General features: G+C 36.1%; 15 protein-coding genes and 1 riboswitch. Of the genes, 10 read left to right on the plus strand and 5 right to left on the minus strand.

Annotated features, from left to right (window positions below):
- Positions 1-107: 107 nt before the first annotated feature.
- The 3 genes from nagA to L2B55_RS12100 form a co-directional block, all read right to left on the minus strand.
- Complete coding sequence (nagA, locus tag L2B55_RS12090; RefSeq protein WP_237845947.1) at positions 108-1,229, minus strand: N-acetylglucosamine-6-phosphate deacetylase; 1,122 nt, start codon at positions 1,227-1,229, stop codon at positions 108-110.
- Positions 1,230-1,303: 74 nt separating this feature from the next.
- Entirely contained in the window at positions 1,304-2,428 is a 1,125-nt protein-coding gene (locus tag L2B55_RS12095) for an aminotransferase class I/II-fold pyridoxal phosphate-dependent enzyme (RefSeq protein WP_237845950.1), read from the minus strand.
- A gap of 257 nt (positions 2,429-2,685) precedes the next feature.
- A complete protein-coding gene (locus tag L2B55_RS12100; RefSeq protein ID WP_237845953.1) occupies positions 2,686-6,081 on the minus strand; it encodes a TM0106 family RecB-like putative nuclease in 3,396 nt (1,131 codons plus the stop codon).
- 386 nt (positions 6,082-6,467) lie between these two features.
- Between L2B55_RS12100 and L2B55_RS12105 the strand changes: the two genes are divergently transcribed.
- The 3 genes from L2B55_RS12105 to L2B55_RS12115 all read left to right on the plus strand — a co-directional run bounded on the left by L2B55_RS12105 (position 6,468) and on the right by L2B55_RS12115 (position 8,806).
- A complete protein-coding gene (locus tag L2B55_RS12105; RefSeq protein ID WP_255696578.1) occupies positions 6,468-6,992 on the plus strand; it encodes a 3'-5' exonuclease in 525 nt (174 codons plus the stop codon).
- A 198-nt stretch (positions 6,993-7,190) separates the two neighbouring features.
- Positions 7,191-8,060: an ABC transporter permease gene (locus tag L2B55_RS12110; RefSeq protein WP_237845959.1), complete on the plus strand. Its 870-nt coding sequence runs from the start codon at positions 7,191-7,193 to the stop codon at positions 8,058-8,060.
- Positions 8,057-8,806 carry an ABC transporter ATP-binding protein gene (locus L2B55_RS12115; RefSeq protein WP_237845965.1) on the plus strand — a complete coding sequence of 250 codons (750 nt, stop codon included), beginning with the start codon at positions 8,057-8,059 and terminating at the stop codon, positions 8,804-8,806. Before L2B55_RS12110 ends, L2B55_RS12115 begins: the two co-directional genes overlap by 4 nt.
- A 67-nt stretch (positions 8,807-8,873) precedes the next feature.
- On the opposite strand, the gene L2B55_RS12120 is transcribed toward L2B55_RS12115, so the two are convergent.
- Positions 8,874-9,260: a hypothetical protein gene (locus L2B55_RS12120; RefSeq protein ID WP_237845967.1), complete on the minus strand. Its 387-nt coding sequence runs from the start codon at positions 9,258-9,260 to the stop codon at positions 8,874-8,876.
- A 3-nt stretch (positions 9,261-9,263) separates the two neighbouring features.
- On the minus strand, positions 9,264-10,124 hold the full coding sequence (locus tag L2B55_RS12125) for a serine hydrolase (RefSeq protein ID WP_237845969.1): 861 nt from the start codon (positions 10,122-10,124) through the stop codon (positions 9,264-9,266).
- Positions 10,125-10,179: 55 nt separating this feature from the next.
- Positions 10,180-10,429: riboswitch (cobalamin riboswitch) on the plus strand.
- Positions 10,430-10,532: 103 nt separating this feature from the next.
- Between L2B55_RS12125 and L2B55_RS12130 the strand changes: the two genes are divergently transcribed.
- The 7 genes from L2B55_RS12130 to cobC all read left to right on the plus strand — a co-directional run bounded on the left by L2B55_RS12130 (position 10,533) and on the right by cobC (position 16,857).
- Positions 10,533-12,443 (plus strand): TonB-dependent receptor plug domain-containing protein, encoded by a 1,911-nt coding sequence (locus L2B55_RS12130; protein ID WP_237845970.1) that lies wholly within the window; start codon positions 10,533-10,535, stop codon positions 12,441-12,443.
- Between the two features lie 19 nt (positions 12,444-12,462).
- Positions 12,463-13,011, plus strand: a complete 549-nt coding sequence (locus L2B55_RS12135; RefSeq protein ID WP_237845972.1) for a DUF6580 family putative transport protein — start codon at positions 12,463-12,465, stop codon at positions 13,009-13,011.
- A 122-nt stretch (positions 13,012-13,133) separates the two neighbouring features.
- A complete protein-coding gene (locus L2B55_RS12140) occupies positions 13,134-13,640 on the plus strand; it encodes a bifunctional adenosylcobinamide kinase/adenosylcobinamide-phosphate guanylyltransferase (protein ID WP_237845974.1) in 507 nt (168 codons plus the stop codon).
- Positions 13,641-13,642: 2 nt separating this feature from the next.
- Positions 13,643-14,353: a Dph6-related ATP pyrophosphatase gene (locus L2B55_RS12145; protein ID WP_237845975.1), complete on the plus strand. Its 711-nt coding sequence runs from the start codon at positions 13,643-13,645 to the stop codon at positions 14,351-14,353.
- Positions 14,354-14,362: 9 nt separating this feature from the next.
- Positions 14,363-15,400, plus strand: coding sequence for a nicotinate-nucleotide--dimethylbenzimidazole phosphoribosyltransferase (gene cobT / locus L2B55_RS12150; protein ID WP_237845976.1), 1,038 nt, complete (start codon positions 14,363-14,365; stop codon positions 15,398-15,400).
- A 57-nt stretch (positions 15,401-15,457) separates the two neighbouring features.
- Positions 15,458-16,306 carry an adenosylcobinamide-GDP ribazoletransferase gene (locus tag L2B55_RS12155; protein WP_237845978.1) on the plus strand — a complete coding sequence of 283 codons (849 nt, stop codon included), beginning with the start codon at positions 15,458-15,460 and terminating at the stop codon, positions 16,304-16,306.
- On the plus strand, positions 16,291-16,857 hold the full coding sequence (cobC, locus tag L2B55_RS12160) for an alpha-ribazole phosphatase (protein WP_237845980.1): 567 nt from the start codon (positions 16,291-16,293) through the stop codon (positions 16,855-16,857). The genes L2B55_RS12155 and cobC overlap by 16 nt, the downstream gene beginning before the upstream one ends.
- Positions 16,858-16,865 lie beyond the last annotated feature (8 nt).

Raw genomic sequence — 16,865 nt, forward strand, 5'->3', positions numbered from 1 at the left:
ACAATGATTAATGGCGTTAATTGTGACCCCAGAGAGACTTGGAATACTTAGTGTACAATTCATTGTATAGAAGATTTACGTTTAAACCTTCTATACAATCTTATTAATTAATCATTAGTAATTATTTCACCATTGGCAATTGTATAATGAACATTGTAATTATCATCAAAAACCACAAAATCAGCCGCATAACCTGGCGCAACTTTACCCAAATAATGATCCAGATTAATCACCTTTGCAGGACCAGTAGAAGCCATGCGAAGCGCTTCTTCAACATCAATACCCGCTTTTTCAATACAGTTTTTAACTGCTTTCATCATAGTGAGAGCCGAACCTGCTAAAGTCCCGTTTACATCCACAAACCTATCTGTTTCAGCCTTATATACATAATCTCCTTTCAGGTTTTCAACCACTGCATCAGTAATGATGAACAAGCGGTCTTTCATAATTTTTTTACTGATTCTTACTGAAGCAAAATCAGTATGAACACCATCAGGAATAATACTTGAATAAACCGATTCTGAATCATAAATGGCACCAACCAAACCTGGTTCCCTATGATTAAACCCTGACATGGCATTGAACAGATGAGTAGCTACTTTTACCCCCATATTGAATACACCATTAGCCTGATCATAAGTAGCATTACTGTGCCCTACAGAAACAATAATATTATTTTCATGTAAGAACTCAACACACTCTTCAGTACACTGTTCCGGAGCCACTGTAATCATTTTTACAGCTCCTGCACTTTCGTCAACCAGTTTTTTCAGGTGTTTGATTGTTAAGGGCTGTATAAACCGTTCAATATGAGCTCCTTTTTTCTCCGCATTTATGAAAGGTCCTTCTAAATGCAAACCAATTAAACCCGGTCCGCCTTCGTCCAGGTACTCTCTGGTTGCTTTAATACATTTAGAGATGGTTTCTGGTGAACTGGTTGGAATGGTGATCAAAAAGCTGGTGGTACCTACTTTTTGAAAACTTTCGGCAATTCGATAAAGCCCTTGTTTGCTTGCATTGGTAGAAAATAAAATGGCATCGCCCCCGTAAACCTGTAAGTCAATAAAACCCGGAGCAAGATTTAATCCGTTTAAATTAAAGGTCCGTATATCACTTGGCAGATCTTTTTCGTTAATAATATCAATGATACTGTTTTCATCAATTAAAATAGCCTTACGATACTCGAGACCGGTTCCGGTGTAAATGGTAGAATTTGTTATCGCATACATACTAAAAGGTTTGGTTTTACAAGGGATAAATAGAGTAAATAGATTCTTGATTACCAACTACCAATAGTTATTTTTTATAAGTTTTGATTGATTTCATTTGCCAATCTAGCTACATCTTCATCACTATTAAACAAGTGAAGGCAAATGCGTAATCTTTCTTTGCCTTTTTCAACGGTTGGCGAGCGAACCGCTCCTACACTAAACCCGTTTTTTTTCAAACTTTCTGCTGCAGCAACCACCGTCTCATTTCCCTCCACAATAATAGACTGAATAGGAGCACTACTCTCTAACAACTGAATTCTGCTACTCAGTTTCGACTTGAACAAGTCAATCTTATCCCTTAATAATTTTTGAAGTTCTGGATGCACATTTAAATAATGATAAGCCATTTTAACGGCAACCAACGAATGAAAGGGCGCTGCTGTTGTAAAAATGAAACTGCGTGCTGTATTAATTAAGAAATCCCGCAGGTTAGTTGAGCCTAAAACAATGGCCCCGTGAGAACCAATGGCTTTCCCAAAGGTGTGAATGCGCACAAACACTTTACTTTCAAGTCCTAATTCGGAAACCAAACCCTTACCACAATACCCTAACACGCCGGCTCCATGCGCTTCGTCAATAATGATATTTGCATTGTATTTGGCTGCCAATTCAACCATGGCTTTTAAATCAGGCGAATCACCATCCATTGAATAAATGCTTTCAATACCTATAAAAATGTTGCCCCTTGCTACTTTTAGTTTCTGCTCCAGACTGCCTAAATCATTATGCATGAATTTATACCTGGTTGCATAACTCAATCTTGCCCCATCAATAATACAGGCGTGAACCTTTTCATCTAAAATAATTGTATCGCCTTTTTGCGGAATGGAGGAAAAAACGCCCAAATTGGCATCATAGCCCGAATTAAACAATAAACCCGCCTGAGCATTATGTTGAGCGCTTAACCATTGCTCCAATTCTGTCGCGTAATTGGTATTGCCTGAAATTAATCTTGAGCCAGTAGAACCAATCAAATAATCGGGATACTTGTTCAATTCTTCATCAATAAGTTGTTTAAGCTCTGCACAGTGGGCTAAGCCTAAATAATCATTCGATGAAAAATCAACCAAATCAGAATCGGGCTTAAGTGCCCTAAGTAAATGCTTTGATTGTAGGTTGGTTAACTGACTGGCTAAAAAGGCCTCTATAGTGTTCATTAAGGTTGTGTATTGAGCATGCAATTTAAAAAGATGCAATGAAAGCACCATATTAATACCTCAATAAGTCAATTTATGCTCATATATAAACTTTCCCTTCATTTCTTTTGCTTACACAAAAGAAATCAAGCAAAAAAAGTATAAATCCGAAAGCTTCAAATCTTCCTGTCGGAATGTCTTGTTGAAATCACTCAATCAAATTTGTACCGATATTTTTTATTATTTGCCTTCATCTAAATCACCTATTCCCAAGAATTCTAATTCGTTTCTGTTTGTTTTATCAATCGTTCAATTGTCGCTAATTCCATAAACCTACAAAATGGATTGGCAAGCTTAATTTGTTCGGGTGATTTACAATCAGGTTCAAATAATCTTGGGCTCCCAACCATAATAAAAATCGCTTTTGCTCTTGAGACAGCTACGTTGAATCTATTGGGGCTATACAAAAAGTCCATTCCCCGAGGGGCATCTTCAGGTGATGAACTTGCCAAGCTGTAAATAATCACAGGGGCTTCCTGTCCCTGAAATTTATCAACTGTCCCAACCTCTACATTCGGTATTCTTTTTTGCAATTCAAAAACATTACTGTTATATGGCGTAATAATTTTTATATCACCAAATTGTAAAAGACGGCTGTTATTTTTTTCATCTACCCAAAAAACATCTCCTTTTGTCAGTTCCTGAATGATTTGTACAATTTCATCAATTTCTTCAATGCTCAAATTCGTATTGCCTTCATGCTCTACCGGCTTGTAAAACAGGCCTGAACCTTTGTAACAGGTATTGCCTTCAATTTTTTGATTTTCATCAAGACCGTCAACAGAATGAAGTCTTGACTCATAAAACATTTCAGAATCAAAAGAACAGATACTCGGATGCATTCTCCATGTTTTGTCTAAAAAGATTCCTTTTGTTTCAGGAATTGTTTTTCTTCCTTCAAGCAAATGTTCCAATGCAGACACATCAGTTCCTTCGGGGTGGACTCCCTTGATAGGTTGTTTAAGCTGTTGATGGTCACCCAATAATATGATGTTCTTTGCAGAATGCGATACAACAATTGTATCAATCAAGGCAAATTGACCTGCCTCATCTATAAACAGATAATCCACTGAACCAATTAATTTTTCGTTACACCACATAAAACTAGTCCCGGCTATAATATGATTATCAGAAAGTTTAGAAACTACCTGATCCACATTCTTAGCAATATCCCACGGGTATTCCTTTTCATCGGATGAGGAGCCTTTATATTGTATTTTTAAGTCAAAATTTTCACTGTCTGCAATTTGCTTTACTTTATAAAGAATATTGACAATAACTTTATGGCTTAGAGCAGTAATTCCAATCCTTTTCCCGTTTTTAAGCAATTCAAAAATCATATGACTTGCAGTATAACTTTTTCCGGCTCCTGGAGGTCCCTGAATCGGTAAATAACTGTTATCCAATTTTGTCGCCCAATCGATACTTTTTTCTACAGTATTATTACTGCTCATAACAGTGTCGGAAACCCTTGGAATATTATTTAATAATAAATCGCGAGCAGTCTTGTATTCAGAGCTAGTGCTATCGAATCCGTTCTCCACGATCCATTCTGCGAACCGTATTAAAGCATTCTCTTTATCTTTAGTTGGGAATCTTTCAAATTTGAACAATGTTTCAGGATGTATATCCTTAATTTTAGGACCTTTTCTTAATTTAATTATGTTTTTAGTTTCATCAAATTCAACAATATCACCAAAAGTAATATCGCTTTCATTTTTTATCTGATTTCCTACTTTTAGTTCACATTCCTGATTAGGAAAAGTATAAGAATCTATTACACTACGCTTGTCGGTAACTCTTTCTCCTTTAAATTGTAAACAGGTAAGTGCAGCCTTTTCATCCAATAATTCGTCTAGTTGCAACTCTTTGATTCTGAAATACTCCCACCAAAAAGATTTTTCTTCCCGACGATACCAATCAAGCATATTGGCAAGGAGATATTTAGCTTGTTCGGTTGAAGACCGTTCTTCAGATAAAGGAGATACGTCGTGCATCAGGGCTTTATATATAGGCTCAATACGTTCTAAATGGGCAATTATATTTTCAGACACTTCTACTTCATTTAGAACAGGTCTTGGTATGTTTTCAGAATTAATGATTAGAATTTCCCGTTCTTTTTCAAGCCACTTGTGAAGATTTTGAGTTGAAAAACAATCATCCCGATTGTAAAGTTCAATGGCCTCTTTCATTTCATTCATCACTTCTTCTGTCACTTCTTCCAACCTATTAGATTCCAATAAAAATTCAAACATTGACTTGAATTTCGAAAGTGAGCGTAAATCCATTTCCCTGGTATAACCATGATATTTTTCCAAATCTTTCAATGAATACTTTTCGATTCCCGCCCTGATGGATTGCCTTAAAATACGGTGCAAATCAACAAATGATTGAGTACGCAAAAGAATATCTATTTCATTTTCTTTTGTCGCATATTTTCCCATCATTCTTTTCAGTGCTGCGGTTTCATATGGAGCAAAATGATAAATATGAAGTTTCGGGTATTCCTTTCTTTTTTTAAATACAAAATCAACAAATTCCTCCAGAGCGGCTTTTTCCTGCTCTATATTGGTTACCCAGATCTTATGATAATCATTTTGATAAACCCATCCAAATAAATACTCCAATCCAGTCGGTTCAACCAAAGGATCTCCTTCAAAATCTAAGTAAATATCTCCACCAGTAGGTTCAGGCAAATTGTAAAAGCCTGTATTCTCAACTCTTTCTAAAATTTCATATGTAGGTTTGTTTGTAGTCCTAGCTTCATTCTGAAGACGTGCCTGTTCCCTCAACTTTACAAATGTTTCAATGGAACCTTTTGTTGGTTTAAATGGTAACGGGAGAGGCAGTTTCGACATCGCATCCAATGTTTCAACTCCATGAAGTTTTACTTCCTTAATTTGAGAATTTCCCATACCGGCTATAAAACTTAAATGATCATCGTCCCTTCTTATCTTATTGCAATGTTCCCACCAATTACAAATTTCACAATGTGAACAAGGGTCAGGATAAGTGAAAACCGGAGTTTGAACAGCTTCATCCAGTCTCCTTTTCATTAAGCGTAGATAAGAAATGTAGTCATTTACCCTGTATTTCATTTCATCTTCAGGGGTCCTTACACGCATATATTCCGGCAACACGCCTTGTATTTCTTTTAAAATTTCAGAATAAAGGGCAATTTGCAAAATTGTACCTGCTCTTGTTTCTGTCGACAATTTAGTATCTATAACTTCATAAGACCAATCGCCCAATTCACTTGGCACTGGCACTTTCATTAAAAAGTCTGCCCAACCCTGCCATTTTTCATTACACAGCCTTGCCTGATAAATATAATCTATTCCCTCTCTCATGGCATCAATCGTCTTTTGTTGAGCACCTGATTCATATTGGCCAATTTTTAAAATACTGTGACCTTGCTGTTCAAGAGTTGTCAAAAATGAATTTTCAAAATCGAGGCCTCTTTCTCTTAATAAATCCAAAACTCTGTTTGTATTTACAGGCTTTTCCAATAAACCTTCGGCAACGTCTTTGTTAAGTTTTGACAAGTGTTTGCAATGCACATGATTGGATAAATCAGATGCAGAAAAAACAAATTGATTATTCAATTTCCTCATTTTTATTATCTAGAATTTGTTTTAAATCACCAATAATTTAGCCAAAACCTAAGGCAAAAAAGGTAAAAAAAGTGCTTACCCATGATTTGGGTTCGCTACTACACACCATTCGCAAGTGTCTTGGAACTAATGATAGGTGAAATTTTTGGCATGGTAAAGAACATCATGACCTACACAACCTGACCCATAACGTGTTGCTACATCTTCTCTCAGCTTGTAACGACTCGCGCGTTCTAGTACCATATTAATAATATTATTAAATAATTAAATATTAATATTAATTAGCTGTTATAAAAAATTATATTGAGTTATAATTTTTTATACCCTATAACTATCCACTCTATGCTGCTCTTTTTTGATACTGAAACAACAGGACTTCCTTCTAACTGAAGGCTCCAGTCACGGATTTAAATAATTGGCCTCGGCTTGTTCAATTGGCATATCTACTATATGACAATAACGGAAACAAAATTACCGAAGGAAACCATATAATTAAGCCTGATAGGTTTACCATTCCATTAGAAGCTTCAAGAGTTCATGGAATTACTACTGATAGAGCTAATAGAGAAGGAAAAGAATTGATTAATGTCTTAAAGGATTTTCAAATATTACTTAATAAGGCAGAATGCCTTGTTGCGCATAACATGAGCTTCGATGAAAAAGTCATTGGAGCTGAGTTTTTGAGAAACCAAATGACAAATGGAGTCGGAACCAAAAGGAAGATCTGTACCATGGAAAAAACAACAATTTTTTGTGCTATTAATGGACCTTATGGATATAAATGGCCCAAGCTTTCGGAATTGTATTTTAAGCTTTTTGGAGAAACATTTGAAGAAGCTCACAATGCATTTGTTGATATTAAAGCAACAGCTAAGTGTTATTGGGAGTTGAAAAAACGTTCTAAAATTTAAAAAATGCATTCAATGCACATTCGGCAAGCACTAGCTGAAAGGGTTTTGTTCCTAAGAATTTTATTTTTCACGAGTGTAAACTTGAACAAAATCTGCCACCAAAGCTCACATTCATCATGAGATTCTTTTGAGTGCGGCGTGAAACTAGGAAATAGCAAAACCATTAATCTTTCCCTCAAAAAGGATAAATTAGACCCAATGAATTTTTACATATCTGCAATCTTATTGGGCTTAAGTTTATCTGCCATTGCCTTGGGAATTTTCATCTCAATGAAAATTTTTAATATTCCTGATATTACTACTGATGGAAGTTATACACTTGGCGCAGTAATTACGGCTATTTGTTTAACCAATGGTATTTCAATGGTACCAACTTTTTTGTTTACGGTATTGAGCGGGGCCGTTGCTGGCAGCATAACTGGCTTCATTCACACCAAATTAAAGGTAAATGCCCTTTTAGCGGGCATTTTAACAATGACGGCTTTGTATTCTGTCAACCTAAGCATCTTAGGGCGCTCTAATTTGCCTTTAGTAAACGTTAGAAATCTATTCCAAACGTTGCAGCTAAGCTCAAATGACACTCTTAATAGTTTAATGCTACTCTTACTGTTTATTGGCTTGTTGTTTACCGGGTTAACACTTTTACTAAAAACCGACTTTGGCTTGGCCATGCGTGCTACTGGCAACAGTGAAAGCATGATAAGGGCTTTAGGGGTAAATACCAACCGGATGAAAATTATTGGCATAGCAATCTCAAATGGATTGGTTGCTACCGCCGGTTTTTTAGTGACTCAATACCAAGGTTTTGCAGATATTAATATGGGTATAGGGATTGTGATTGTTGGCTTAGGTTCGGTAATGATAGGAGAGGCGCTAAATCATTGGTTCCATATCCAAAGCATCTGGATGCAGCTCTTACTGGTTATTTTAGGAGCAATTGCTTTTCAACTGGTTCTGGCCTTTACATTATCCTTAGGTATAGATCCTAATTTGTTAAAGTTAATTACTGCTGTTTTTGTACTGATAATTGTAAGCATTCCTCAAATCCGTTTCCGTAAGCAATCATGATTAAGGTAAAGAACATTTCGAAGAATTTTAATAAAGGAAAGGCCAATGAGGTTAATGCGCTGCTTGACATCAATTTAACAATCAACAGGGGCGAATTTGCTGTAGTAATTGGGGCCAATGGCTCAGGAAAGTCTACTTTTTTAAATTTAATTGCCGGAAATCTGTTTCCAAGTTCAGGAACGATTGAGATTCAGCAGCAAAACGTCACTAATTTACCCGATTACAAGCGTAGCAAATGGATTGCACGTGTTTTTCAAAACCCGTTAAGTGGAACGGCTTCCGAATTGAATATTCTCGACAATTTCAGACTTGCTGCCATTAGAACACAGTCCAAGAAACTTAAAATAGGCACTTCCAAAGCATTTATTCAGAAGGTAAAAGAAAAGGTATCTACCTTAAAAATGGGCTTGGAAAACAAATTAGATCAACCAATGGGGTCTCTCTCTGGAGGACAGCGACAGGCACTTACCTTATTAATGAGTGTAATGGATGAAGCCAGGATTCTATTACTGGATGAACCAACGGCAGCTCTTGATCCGCGGTCGGCTAATTTTGTAATGCAAACTGCCAACCAACTAATTTCCGACTATCAACTTACAGCCATTTTAGTTACACATAATCTTAAAGATGCCTACACCTATGGCAACCGGATTATCCAGTTTTCGGAAGGAAAAATTATAAGGGATTTATCCGCTGAAACAAAACAGGAACTGGAACTAAATCAATTATTTAGTTGGTTTGAATAAAACTTAAAAGACCAAATTCGATAGCCAATATAAAATTATATTCAATTAAGCACTATGGACTACTCTTCTAATTTGTATACTCAAACCTAAACTTACTTAAGTCCGGTAAATAAGCTTTCTTCCGTTTCAACTCAAAATCATAAATAACCCTACCTAAATTACCCAGGAACGGAAGGCAAATACTTTCATATTCGTATTTGCTATCGTTAAAAATTTCATCTTTATTACTGAAAACCACCGCCGAAAGCAAAAACTCTACTTTATTATCAAAGTCAACTATATAAGCATTATCAAGCATATAACCGTAAGAATCGCCCACTTTATTGAATATGCGAATATTGGCAGGCAACTGGTCTTTTTTATCACCAAACATCAAGAACTTAACATAGGAAGGGTGATACTCTTTGGTATTGCTATAATTGGGGTGTTTGCTTTCCTGTGGCAACATCGACATGTACTAGTATACAAAATTATAATCATCATCAGTGAGACCAAAACGCTGAGAGGCCGCAACAGATTCAGGGAATAATAAGGTTTTCAGTAGTTTTTGTTGCTCTTGCAGCGGATAAAAGTTTTTATACTGAAGATTGTACGGTTTATTTATGAGAGAGTCCTTAGCATTAAGATACCCTTTACCCTTAAAAATGGGCTTTAGTCCTTTATAAATATTGTTTGAGTTATAAACCTGGGGCTGACTATAAACCATTTTACCACCAGAATAAAACTGCATAGGATTGGTATATCTGGCTGTAATCGTATCATCGCCCACCACATACCTGTTTAAAATTCTAACATCTCGAAAACCCTTTTCCTTCAACCTTTCATCGATATATTGCTGTCCTAAAAACTCATACAAACGGTTATAGGCATCATTATCGCTTACAAGAAGAATCTTTTTTATATAATTAGAAATCGATGGAAGTCCGTTTGAAGCCGAAGTATCAACACTCACAGCGATTTGCTTGCGGGAAGCACTGTCAATCTTCAGCGCAGCTTCCTTGTTTAGTCCATTAATATTTAGCTTATTGATCTTTTCAAGAGAAAGAAGTGCCAAAGGGAGCTTTACAGTGCTTGCTGCATAGAAAAAACGGTTTCTATCTACATTAAAAGTATACGTTTTAAAAGAGGGACGGTTGTTTTTATCACGATTAATTTGCGTGTAAACCACTTGTACTTCATGTTTATCCGGATCATTGAATATTTCTTTAAACAGTTCCGGTTTAGATTTAAGCAGCTTTTCAATGAAATTTTTATCTGCTTGCGCTGTGGCAACTTTATTAAATAAAATAATAAGCAAGAGCACTAAAACTTTCTTCATATAATAACTCTTAAAGCGTTTCAATTTCAACTTTTGCAATTTATAAAAGCAAATCCTAATTTTGCATTGCATTTGGTTTGCGTTTTACCCTACTCAGAAACGCAATTAAAAGGGAATCAGGTGAAAATCCTGAACAGGCCCGCTGCTGTAAACTCAATTACTTATAGTTCATTGTTTAAATAGTATTCATTGAATTAAAGAGTAAAAATTTCTTCGGCCTACAAGCCACTGTTGAACACACAACAACGGGAAGGCGCTGCAAGAAAAGAGTAAGTCAGAAGACCTGCCAATGCTCGATAATTATTTCATAGCTTTCGGGGACCAAAGCTGGAATGTGAATACTGCTAGCGTATTTCCATTTACTTTCCTTGTTAGTTATGAGCTTCTTCAACTCATAAACTATCAAAATTGAAAAAAACAATTACTTTACTGACGCTTACTGCCGTTTCATTAACAGCATTTGGCCAGGACAAGAAGTTAAGCCTGGACGAAGTTAACGTTACAGCTACTAAATTTGCCAAACAATCATCTGAGACCGGAAAAGTAGTTTCTATCATTTCCAGAGAAGAGTTAGAACGTAGCGGAGGTAAAAACATTAACGACCTACTGAATATTCAGTCCTCTTTAACTCTTAATGGAGCTAACTCTAACCGTGGCATAAATATTTCAACTTTTCTTCGTGGAGCCCCAAGCGGTTACGTGCTGATTTTAATTGACGGAATTCCGGTGAATGATCCTTCCCAAATTTCAAATGATTATGATCTGAATTTAATCAGCTTGGAAATGATTGACCATATTGAGATTTTACGCGGCGGACATTCAACCTTATACGGTTCGGATGCAATGGCAGGTGTAATAAATATTATTACAAAAAAAGGTGGAGATAAGCCTGTAAGTTTAAATGCACTCTTAACAGGGGGCAGTTACAATACTTTTAAACAAAACTTAGGTGTAAATGGACGCTTTAAAAAAGTAGATTACAACTTTTCTCTTACTAACGAAGATTCCAAAGGTTTTTCAAGCGCTCAAAAATTTGGAGATACCGGAGAATTTGACAATGATGATTTTCATCTAAAAGCAATTAATGCAAATTTAGGATGGGCTGCTACATCAAATTTAATGATAAGACCATTTGTACGATACAGTGACTCAAAAACGATGATCGATTATGGCGCATTTACCGATGATAAAGATTATAAAGGGAAATCCTCTGAACTTGCTAGTGGTTTTACAAGTAATTTAAAACTCAATTCAGCCGACCTGTTTTTCAATTATAGCTACAATAATGTAAAGCGTTATTTCCTGAACGATAGCATTACAGGCCCACAAGAATATAGTTTAAGCGATATGAAAGGTCAGCTTCATAATGCAGAAGTTTATAGTAAGTTTAACCTTTCTAATTATATTGAGCTTTTAACAGGAACTAGCTACCATTTTGCTAACACCAATCAGATTAGCAAATACATAAGCCCTTACTGGCAATCTACGTCAGAGCTAAATGGTGATTCAGCAAAAAACTCTATTGCCAGTGTATACGCTTCATTTTTCCTGAAAAATCTATATGGTTTTAATTTTGAAGGCGGGGCTCGATTTAACCATCATTCTATTTACGGAAATAACTTTACTTACACCATAAATCCATCTTTTTTGGTTGATGAAAACACCAAGCTTTTTGTAAATATTTCGTCAGCCTTTAAAGCACCTTCTCTTTACCAACTGTATTCAATTTATGGGGATAAAAATCTGAGTCCTGAAAAGGCAACTACCTATGAAGCTGGTTTCCAAACTGTATTTTCTGATGGAACGGTTAAAGTTGGGTTAAACGCATTCAGACGTGATGGTAAAGATGTGATAGCCTTTACAAATAAATATGTGAATTACAACAAACAAAAGGATCGTGGTATGGAAGTTGAAACTGAAGTTATACCTGTTAAAGACTTAACTTTAAAGGCTTTTTATTCTTTAGTTTATGGAAAAGTTACCACACAAAATGCTACTTTTAATAACCTTTACCGTCGTCCACGTAACAGTTTTGGATTAAATTTAGGTTACAAGGTTAACGATAACTTTTTTGTCTCAACTAACTTAAAAATTACCGGTGAACGTATTGATCCGTATTTCGATTCAAATACTTATCAGTCAACCAATCTTACACTAAAAAGTTATGCATTATTGGATGCTTACGCAGAATATAAACTGTTAAAAAAGCTTAAACTTTTTGCTGACATAAAAAATATAACCGATGAGAAGTATGTTGAAATAACAGGATACAACACTCGCGGATTTAACTTTAGCACCGGTTTAAGTCTAAGTCTATAATAATCTAAATCTGTATATTATGAACAACAAACCACGCATTTTTGCACTGCTTAGCTTTATTGCTTTGGCGCTGATTAGCAGAATTTATCTATTCCCGACCCATGGTTTTGCTCCAATTGATGCTATAGCCATTTTCAGTGGCGCATATTTTGGCCGCAATTGGCTTGGGTTTATCAGTCCGTTAATTGCTGTTTGGATTAGCGACCAAATTGTAAACCTTCAGTTTTACCACAAAATCGTTCCCTTTTATGATGGTTTCTACTGGCAATACGGATGCTATATATTAATGGTTATTATAGCCTCAATAGCTATTAAAAAACCAAAAGCTTTAAACATTGCAGCATGTGCAGTTGCATCAGGGTTATTGTTCTTCATTATTACCAATTTTGGTGTTTGGGCGGGAGGAACTATGTATCCTATGAATCTAACAGGACTTACCACCTGCTACATTGCCGGTTTACCATATTTAAACACATCAATTTTGGCTAACTTCATTTATTGTGCTCTATTATTTGGTGGGTTTGAGCTGGTAAAATACCGTTTTCCAGTATTGGCTCATCAAGCATAACTTGTCAGTTCGGCTGATAAATTATTTTCTCTGCGTCTTCGCATCTCTACGGCCTAATCTATCATTACCGCCGAGGTGCAAAGACGCAGTATTCATTTTAAATATAATTCGTTATTAACAGCATGATTATTTTCGTAACAGGAGGTGTTAAATCAGGTAAAAGCAGGTATGCTCATAATCTGGCAAAAAACTTAAGCGATAATCCTGTTTATGTGGCTACCGCCAAAATTTGGGATGATGAATTTAAAGAAAGAGTTCAGCGCCATCAGTCTGATCGCGGACCAGAATGGGAAAACTTTGAAGAAACACATGCTGTAAGCTCCTTGCCAATTGACAATAAAACAGTTGTAGTGGATTGTTTAACCCTATGGCTCACCAACTTTTTTATCGATCATAAGCAAAACATTGATTCATGCCTTACACAGTTCAAATTTGAAATTGACCAACTAATGGAAAAAGCCGGAACGTTTATTTTAGTATCCAATGAAATAGGCATGGGTGTTCATGCAGAAACTGCCATTGGACGCAGGTTTACCGATTTACAAGGCTTGGCCAATCAGTATGTTGCTCAAAAAGCGCAAAAAGTAATATTAATGGTTTCAGGCATACCATTAACGGTAAAAGAATAGCAATGATAAAAACGAAAGCAGCCTTATTCTGGAGTGGAGGAAAAGATTCGGCTTTTTCCCTTTACAAAATCCTGAATGATCATCCTCAAATTGAATTGTCTTGTTTAGTTACCACTATCAATGAAGAATATAAACGAATTTCAATGCATGGAGTTCGAGAGGATCTACTTGACCAACAAGCCCAGAGCATTGGCATTCCGTTAAAAAAAATGTACGTGCCGGCTACCTGTACTAATGAAGATTATGAAACTGTACTACTTGGCTTATTTAAACAGCTAAAACAAGAAGGTATTACTACCATTATTTATGGAGATATCTTCTTAGATGATCTGAAAATTTACAGGGAGAAGCTATTAGAAAAAGCAGACCTTCAAGGTTGTTTTCCGCTTTGGAAAAAGAACACAAGTACATTAGTTAAAGACTTTATTGACAAAGGTTTTCGAACCATTATCTGTTGCGTAAAATCAGAACTGCTAAATAAAGAACAGTCAGGCAAGGAGATTGATACCACTTATATAAACTCGTTGCCAGAAACAGTAGACCCTTGCGGTGAGAATGGTGAATTCCACAGTTTTTGTTTTGATGGCCCCATCTTTACTAAACCAATAAATTTTGAAATAGGCGAAACGATTTTTAAACCCTACAGCACAAAAACAACCGAAGGAACTTTTCAACATGGCTTTTGGTTCACCGATTTAATTCCTGTTCACTAATTTTTTAACATGAAAAGCTTTACTATTAATAAACCTAATCACGATTTGCATAAAGAAATTCAGCATAAAATTGATTTTAAAACCAAACCGTTGGGTGCATTAGGCAATCTAGAAACTATAGCTTGTAGAGTTTCTGCCATACAACAAACGCTTAATCCAGAACTTATCAATCCCCATATTGTAGTTTTTGCCGCCGATCATGGCATTGCTCAATCAGGGGTGAGTAAATACCCCCAAGAGGTAACATATCAAATGGTGCTCAATTTTATCAACGGCGGAGCAGCAATTAATGTGTTTTCAGGCCAGCATAATATTGAATTAAAGATTGTTGATGCGGGCGTAAAAGGATGTTTTAATGATTGTCCTTCGGTGATAGATATGAAAATTGCTGAAGGAACCAGAAACTTTGCAAATGAACCAGCAATGTCAATAAAAGAGGCAGAATTGGCAATTAACAGGGGCGCTGCATTGGTTAAAGAAATTGCGCAAACAAACTGTAATATTATTGGCTTTGGCGAAATGGGTATTGCCAATACTTCATCAGCGGCTGTAATTATGCATAAAATAACCGAAATCCCATTGAATTTATGCGTAGGCAGAGGTACCGGACTTGATGATGAAAAGCTTGTTGAAAAATGCAAAGTCCTGGAGGCGGCAGCTAGTAAATATCAACCTCAACAGCCGATGGAGGTTTTAAGCACTTTTGGAGGCTTTGAAATTGCTCAAATTACAGGAGCCATGTTACAAGCAGCTGAAGAAAGAATGGTGATTTTAATTGATGGTTTTATTGCTACATCGGCTTTATTAATTGCACAGGCTATTAATCCAGCTGTACTTGAATATTGCATTTTCTGCCATCAAAGTGATGAAAGCGGTCATAAACTAATGCTGGAGTTTTTAAATGCTGAGCCGATTTTAAAGCTCAATATGCGTTTAGGCGAAGGAACTGGCGCCGCACTGGCCTATCCAATTATCCAATCAGCAGTAAACTTTATGAACGAAATGGCTTCTTTTGAAAGTGCAGGAGTGAGCAATGTTACCACTTAGTGGCAGACAATAAAGCATTACGCTAAAAGTATTTTTAGACAAACTCATAAACCCCATATGCAAGAAACTGAGCAAATGCTTTCACAGCAAGTTAATTCAACCCCAGACAAGTCGTCATTTAAAAGGGCATTGATTATTCAGCTTAACTTGTTTTTTACAGCAATAATGTTTTACACGCGAATTCCTTGCCCTAAATGGATTACTCATCAGCAAGAATATTTAAACCGGGCAACTGTTTATTTTCCAATTATCGGTTGGCTGGTGGGTATGGTAGCAGCAATTACGTTTTGGCTTTCTTCCCAGCTATTTAATCCCGCTCTTGCTGTAATAATAAGCATAATCAGCAGTATTTTAATTACAGGAGCCTTTCATGAGGATGGCTTTGGGGATGTTTGTGATGGCTTTGGAGGTGGCTGGACTAAACAGCGTATCCTTGAAATAATGAAAGATAGCAGGGTAGGAGCTTATGGTGTAATTGGAATTGTCCTTATGTTAAGCATCAAGTTTTTTGGCTTAACTGCAATAAACCTTACAATTTTGCCTTTTGTAATAGTTGTGGCCCATTCATTAAGTCGTGCAACAGCTTTGTCATTCATTTATTCCCACGAATATTCACGAGAAAACGAAGACTCAAAGGCAAAACCCATTGCTAAAAAGCTACCATTTAGAAGTCTTTTACTTGCCATGTTTTGGGGTATTTTACCATTACTAATTGTATGTTATTATTTTAACAACTGGTTGTACTTAGCTGTATTTGTGCCTTTAGTATTGTTAAAGTATTACCTGGGTAGATATTTTAATAAATGGATTAATGGTTATACCGGTGATTGCTTAGGGGCAACCCAACAGCTAGCTGAAGTAATTATTTATTTGTTTTTTGCTTCAACCTTATGGACATCTATTTAATCCGTCATACAGAGGTAAACATTGCCAAAGGTATATGTTACGGGCAAAGTGATCTGGATGTTTTACAGGATTCTGTACAACAAACGAGCGAGCAATTATCTTTACTGCTCCCTCAAAATAAAACTCTGTATTCCAGTCCACTGAAACGTTGCAAAACCTTAGCCAGCCACCTTACCAACCAAGTCTTATTTGACGATCGTTTAATGGAAATGAACTTCGGAGACTGGGAACTTCAGGACTGGAATAATATAAATCAAGCCGAATTAAATCCATGGATGGAAGATTTTGTAAACATTCAGGTGCCAAACGGTGAAAGTTTTGTTCAATTACATGGGCGAACAGTTGATTTCATTAACGAACTGATTAATAATCAAGAAAAACAGATCGTAATAATAACTCATGCAGGAGTAATCAGAAGCTGGTTATGTGAAGTTTTGGGAATACCATTAAAAAATGCTTTTAAATTGGCAATTGATTACGGTTCAGTTAGTAAATTGTCATTCAATTACAATCATTGGTCAGTTCAATTTATCAATAATAAATTGTCGTGATTTTAGCA

Source organism: Solitalea lacus (assembly GCF_022014595.1).
Lineage (GTDB): Bacteria > Bacteroidota > Bacteroidia > Sphingobacteriales > Sphingobacteriaceae > Solitalea > Solitalea lacus.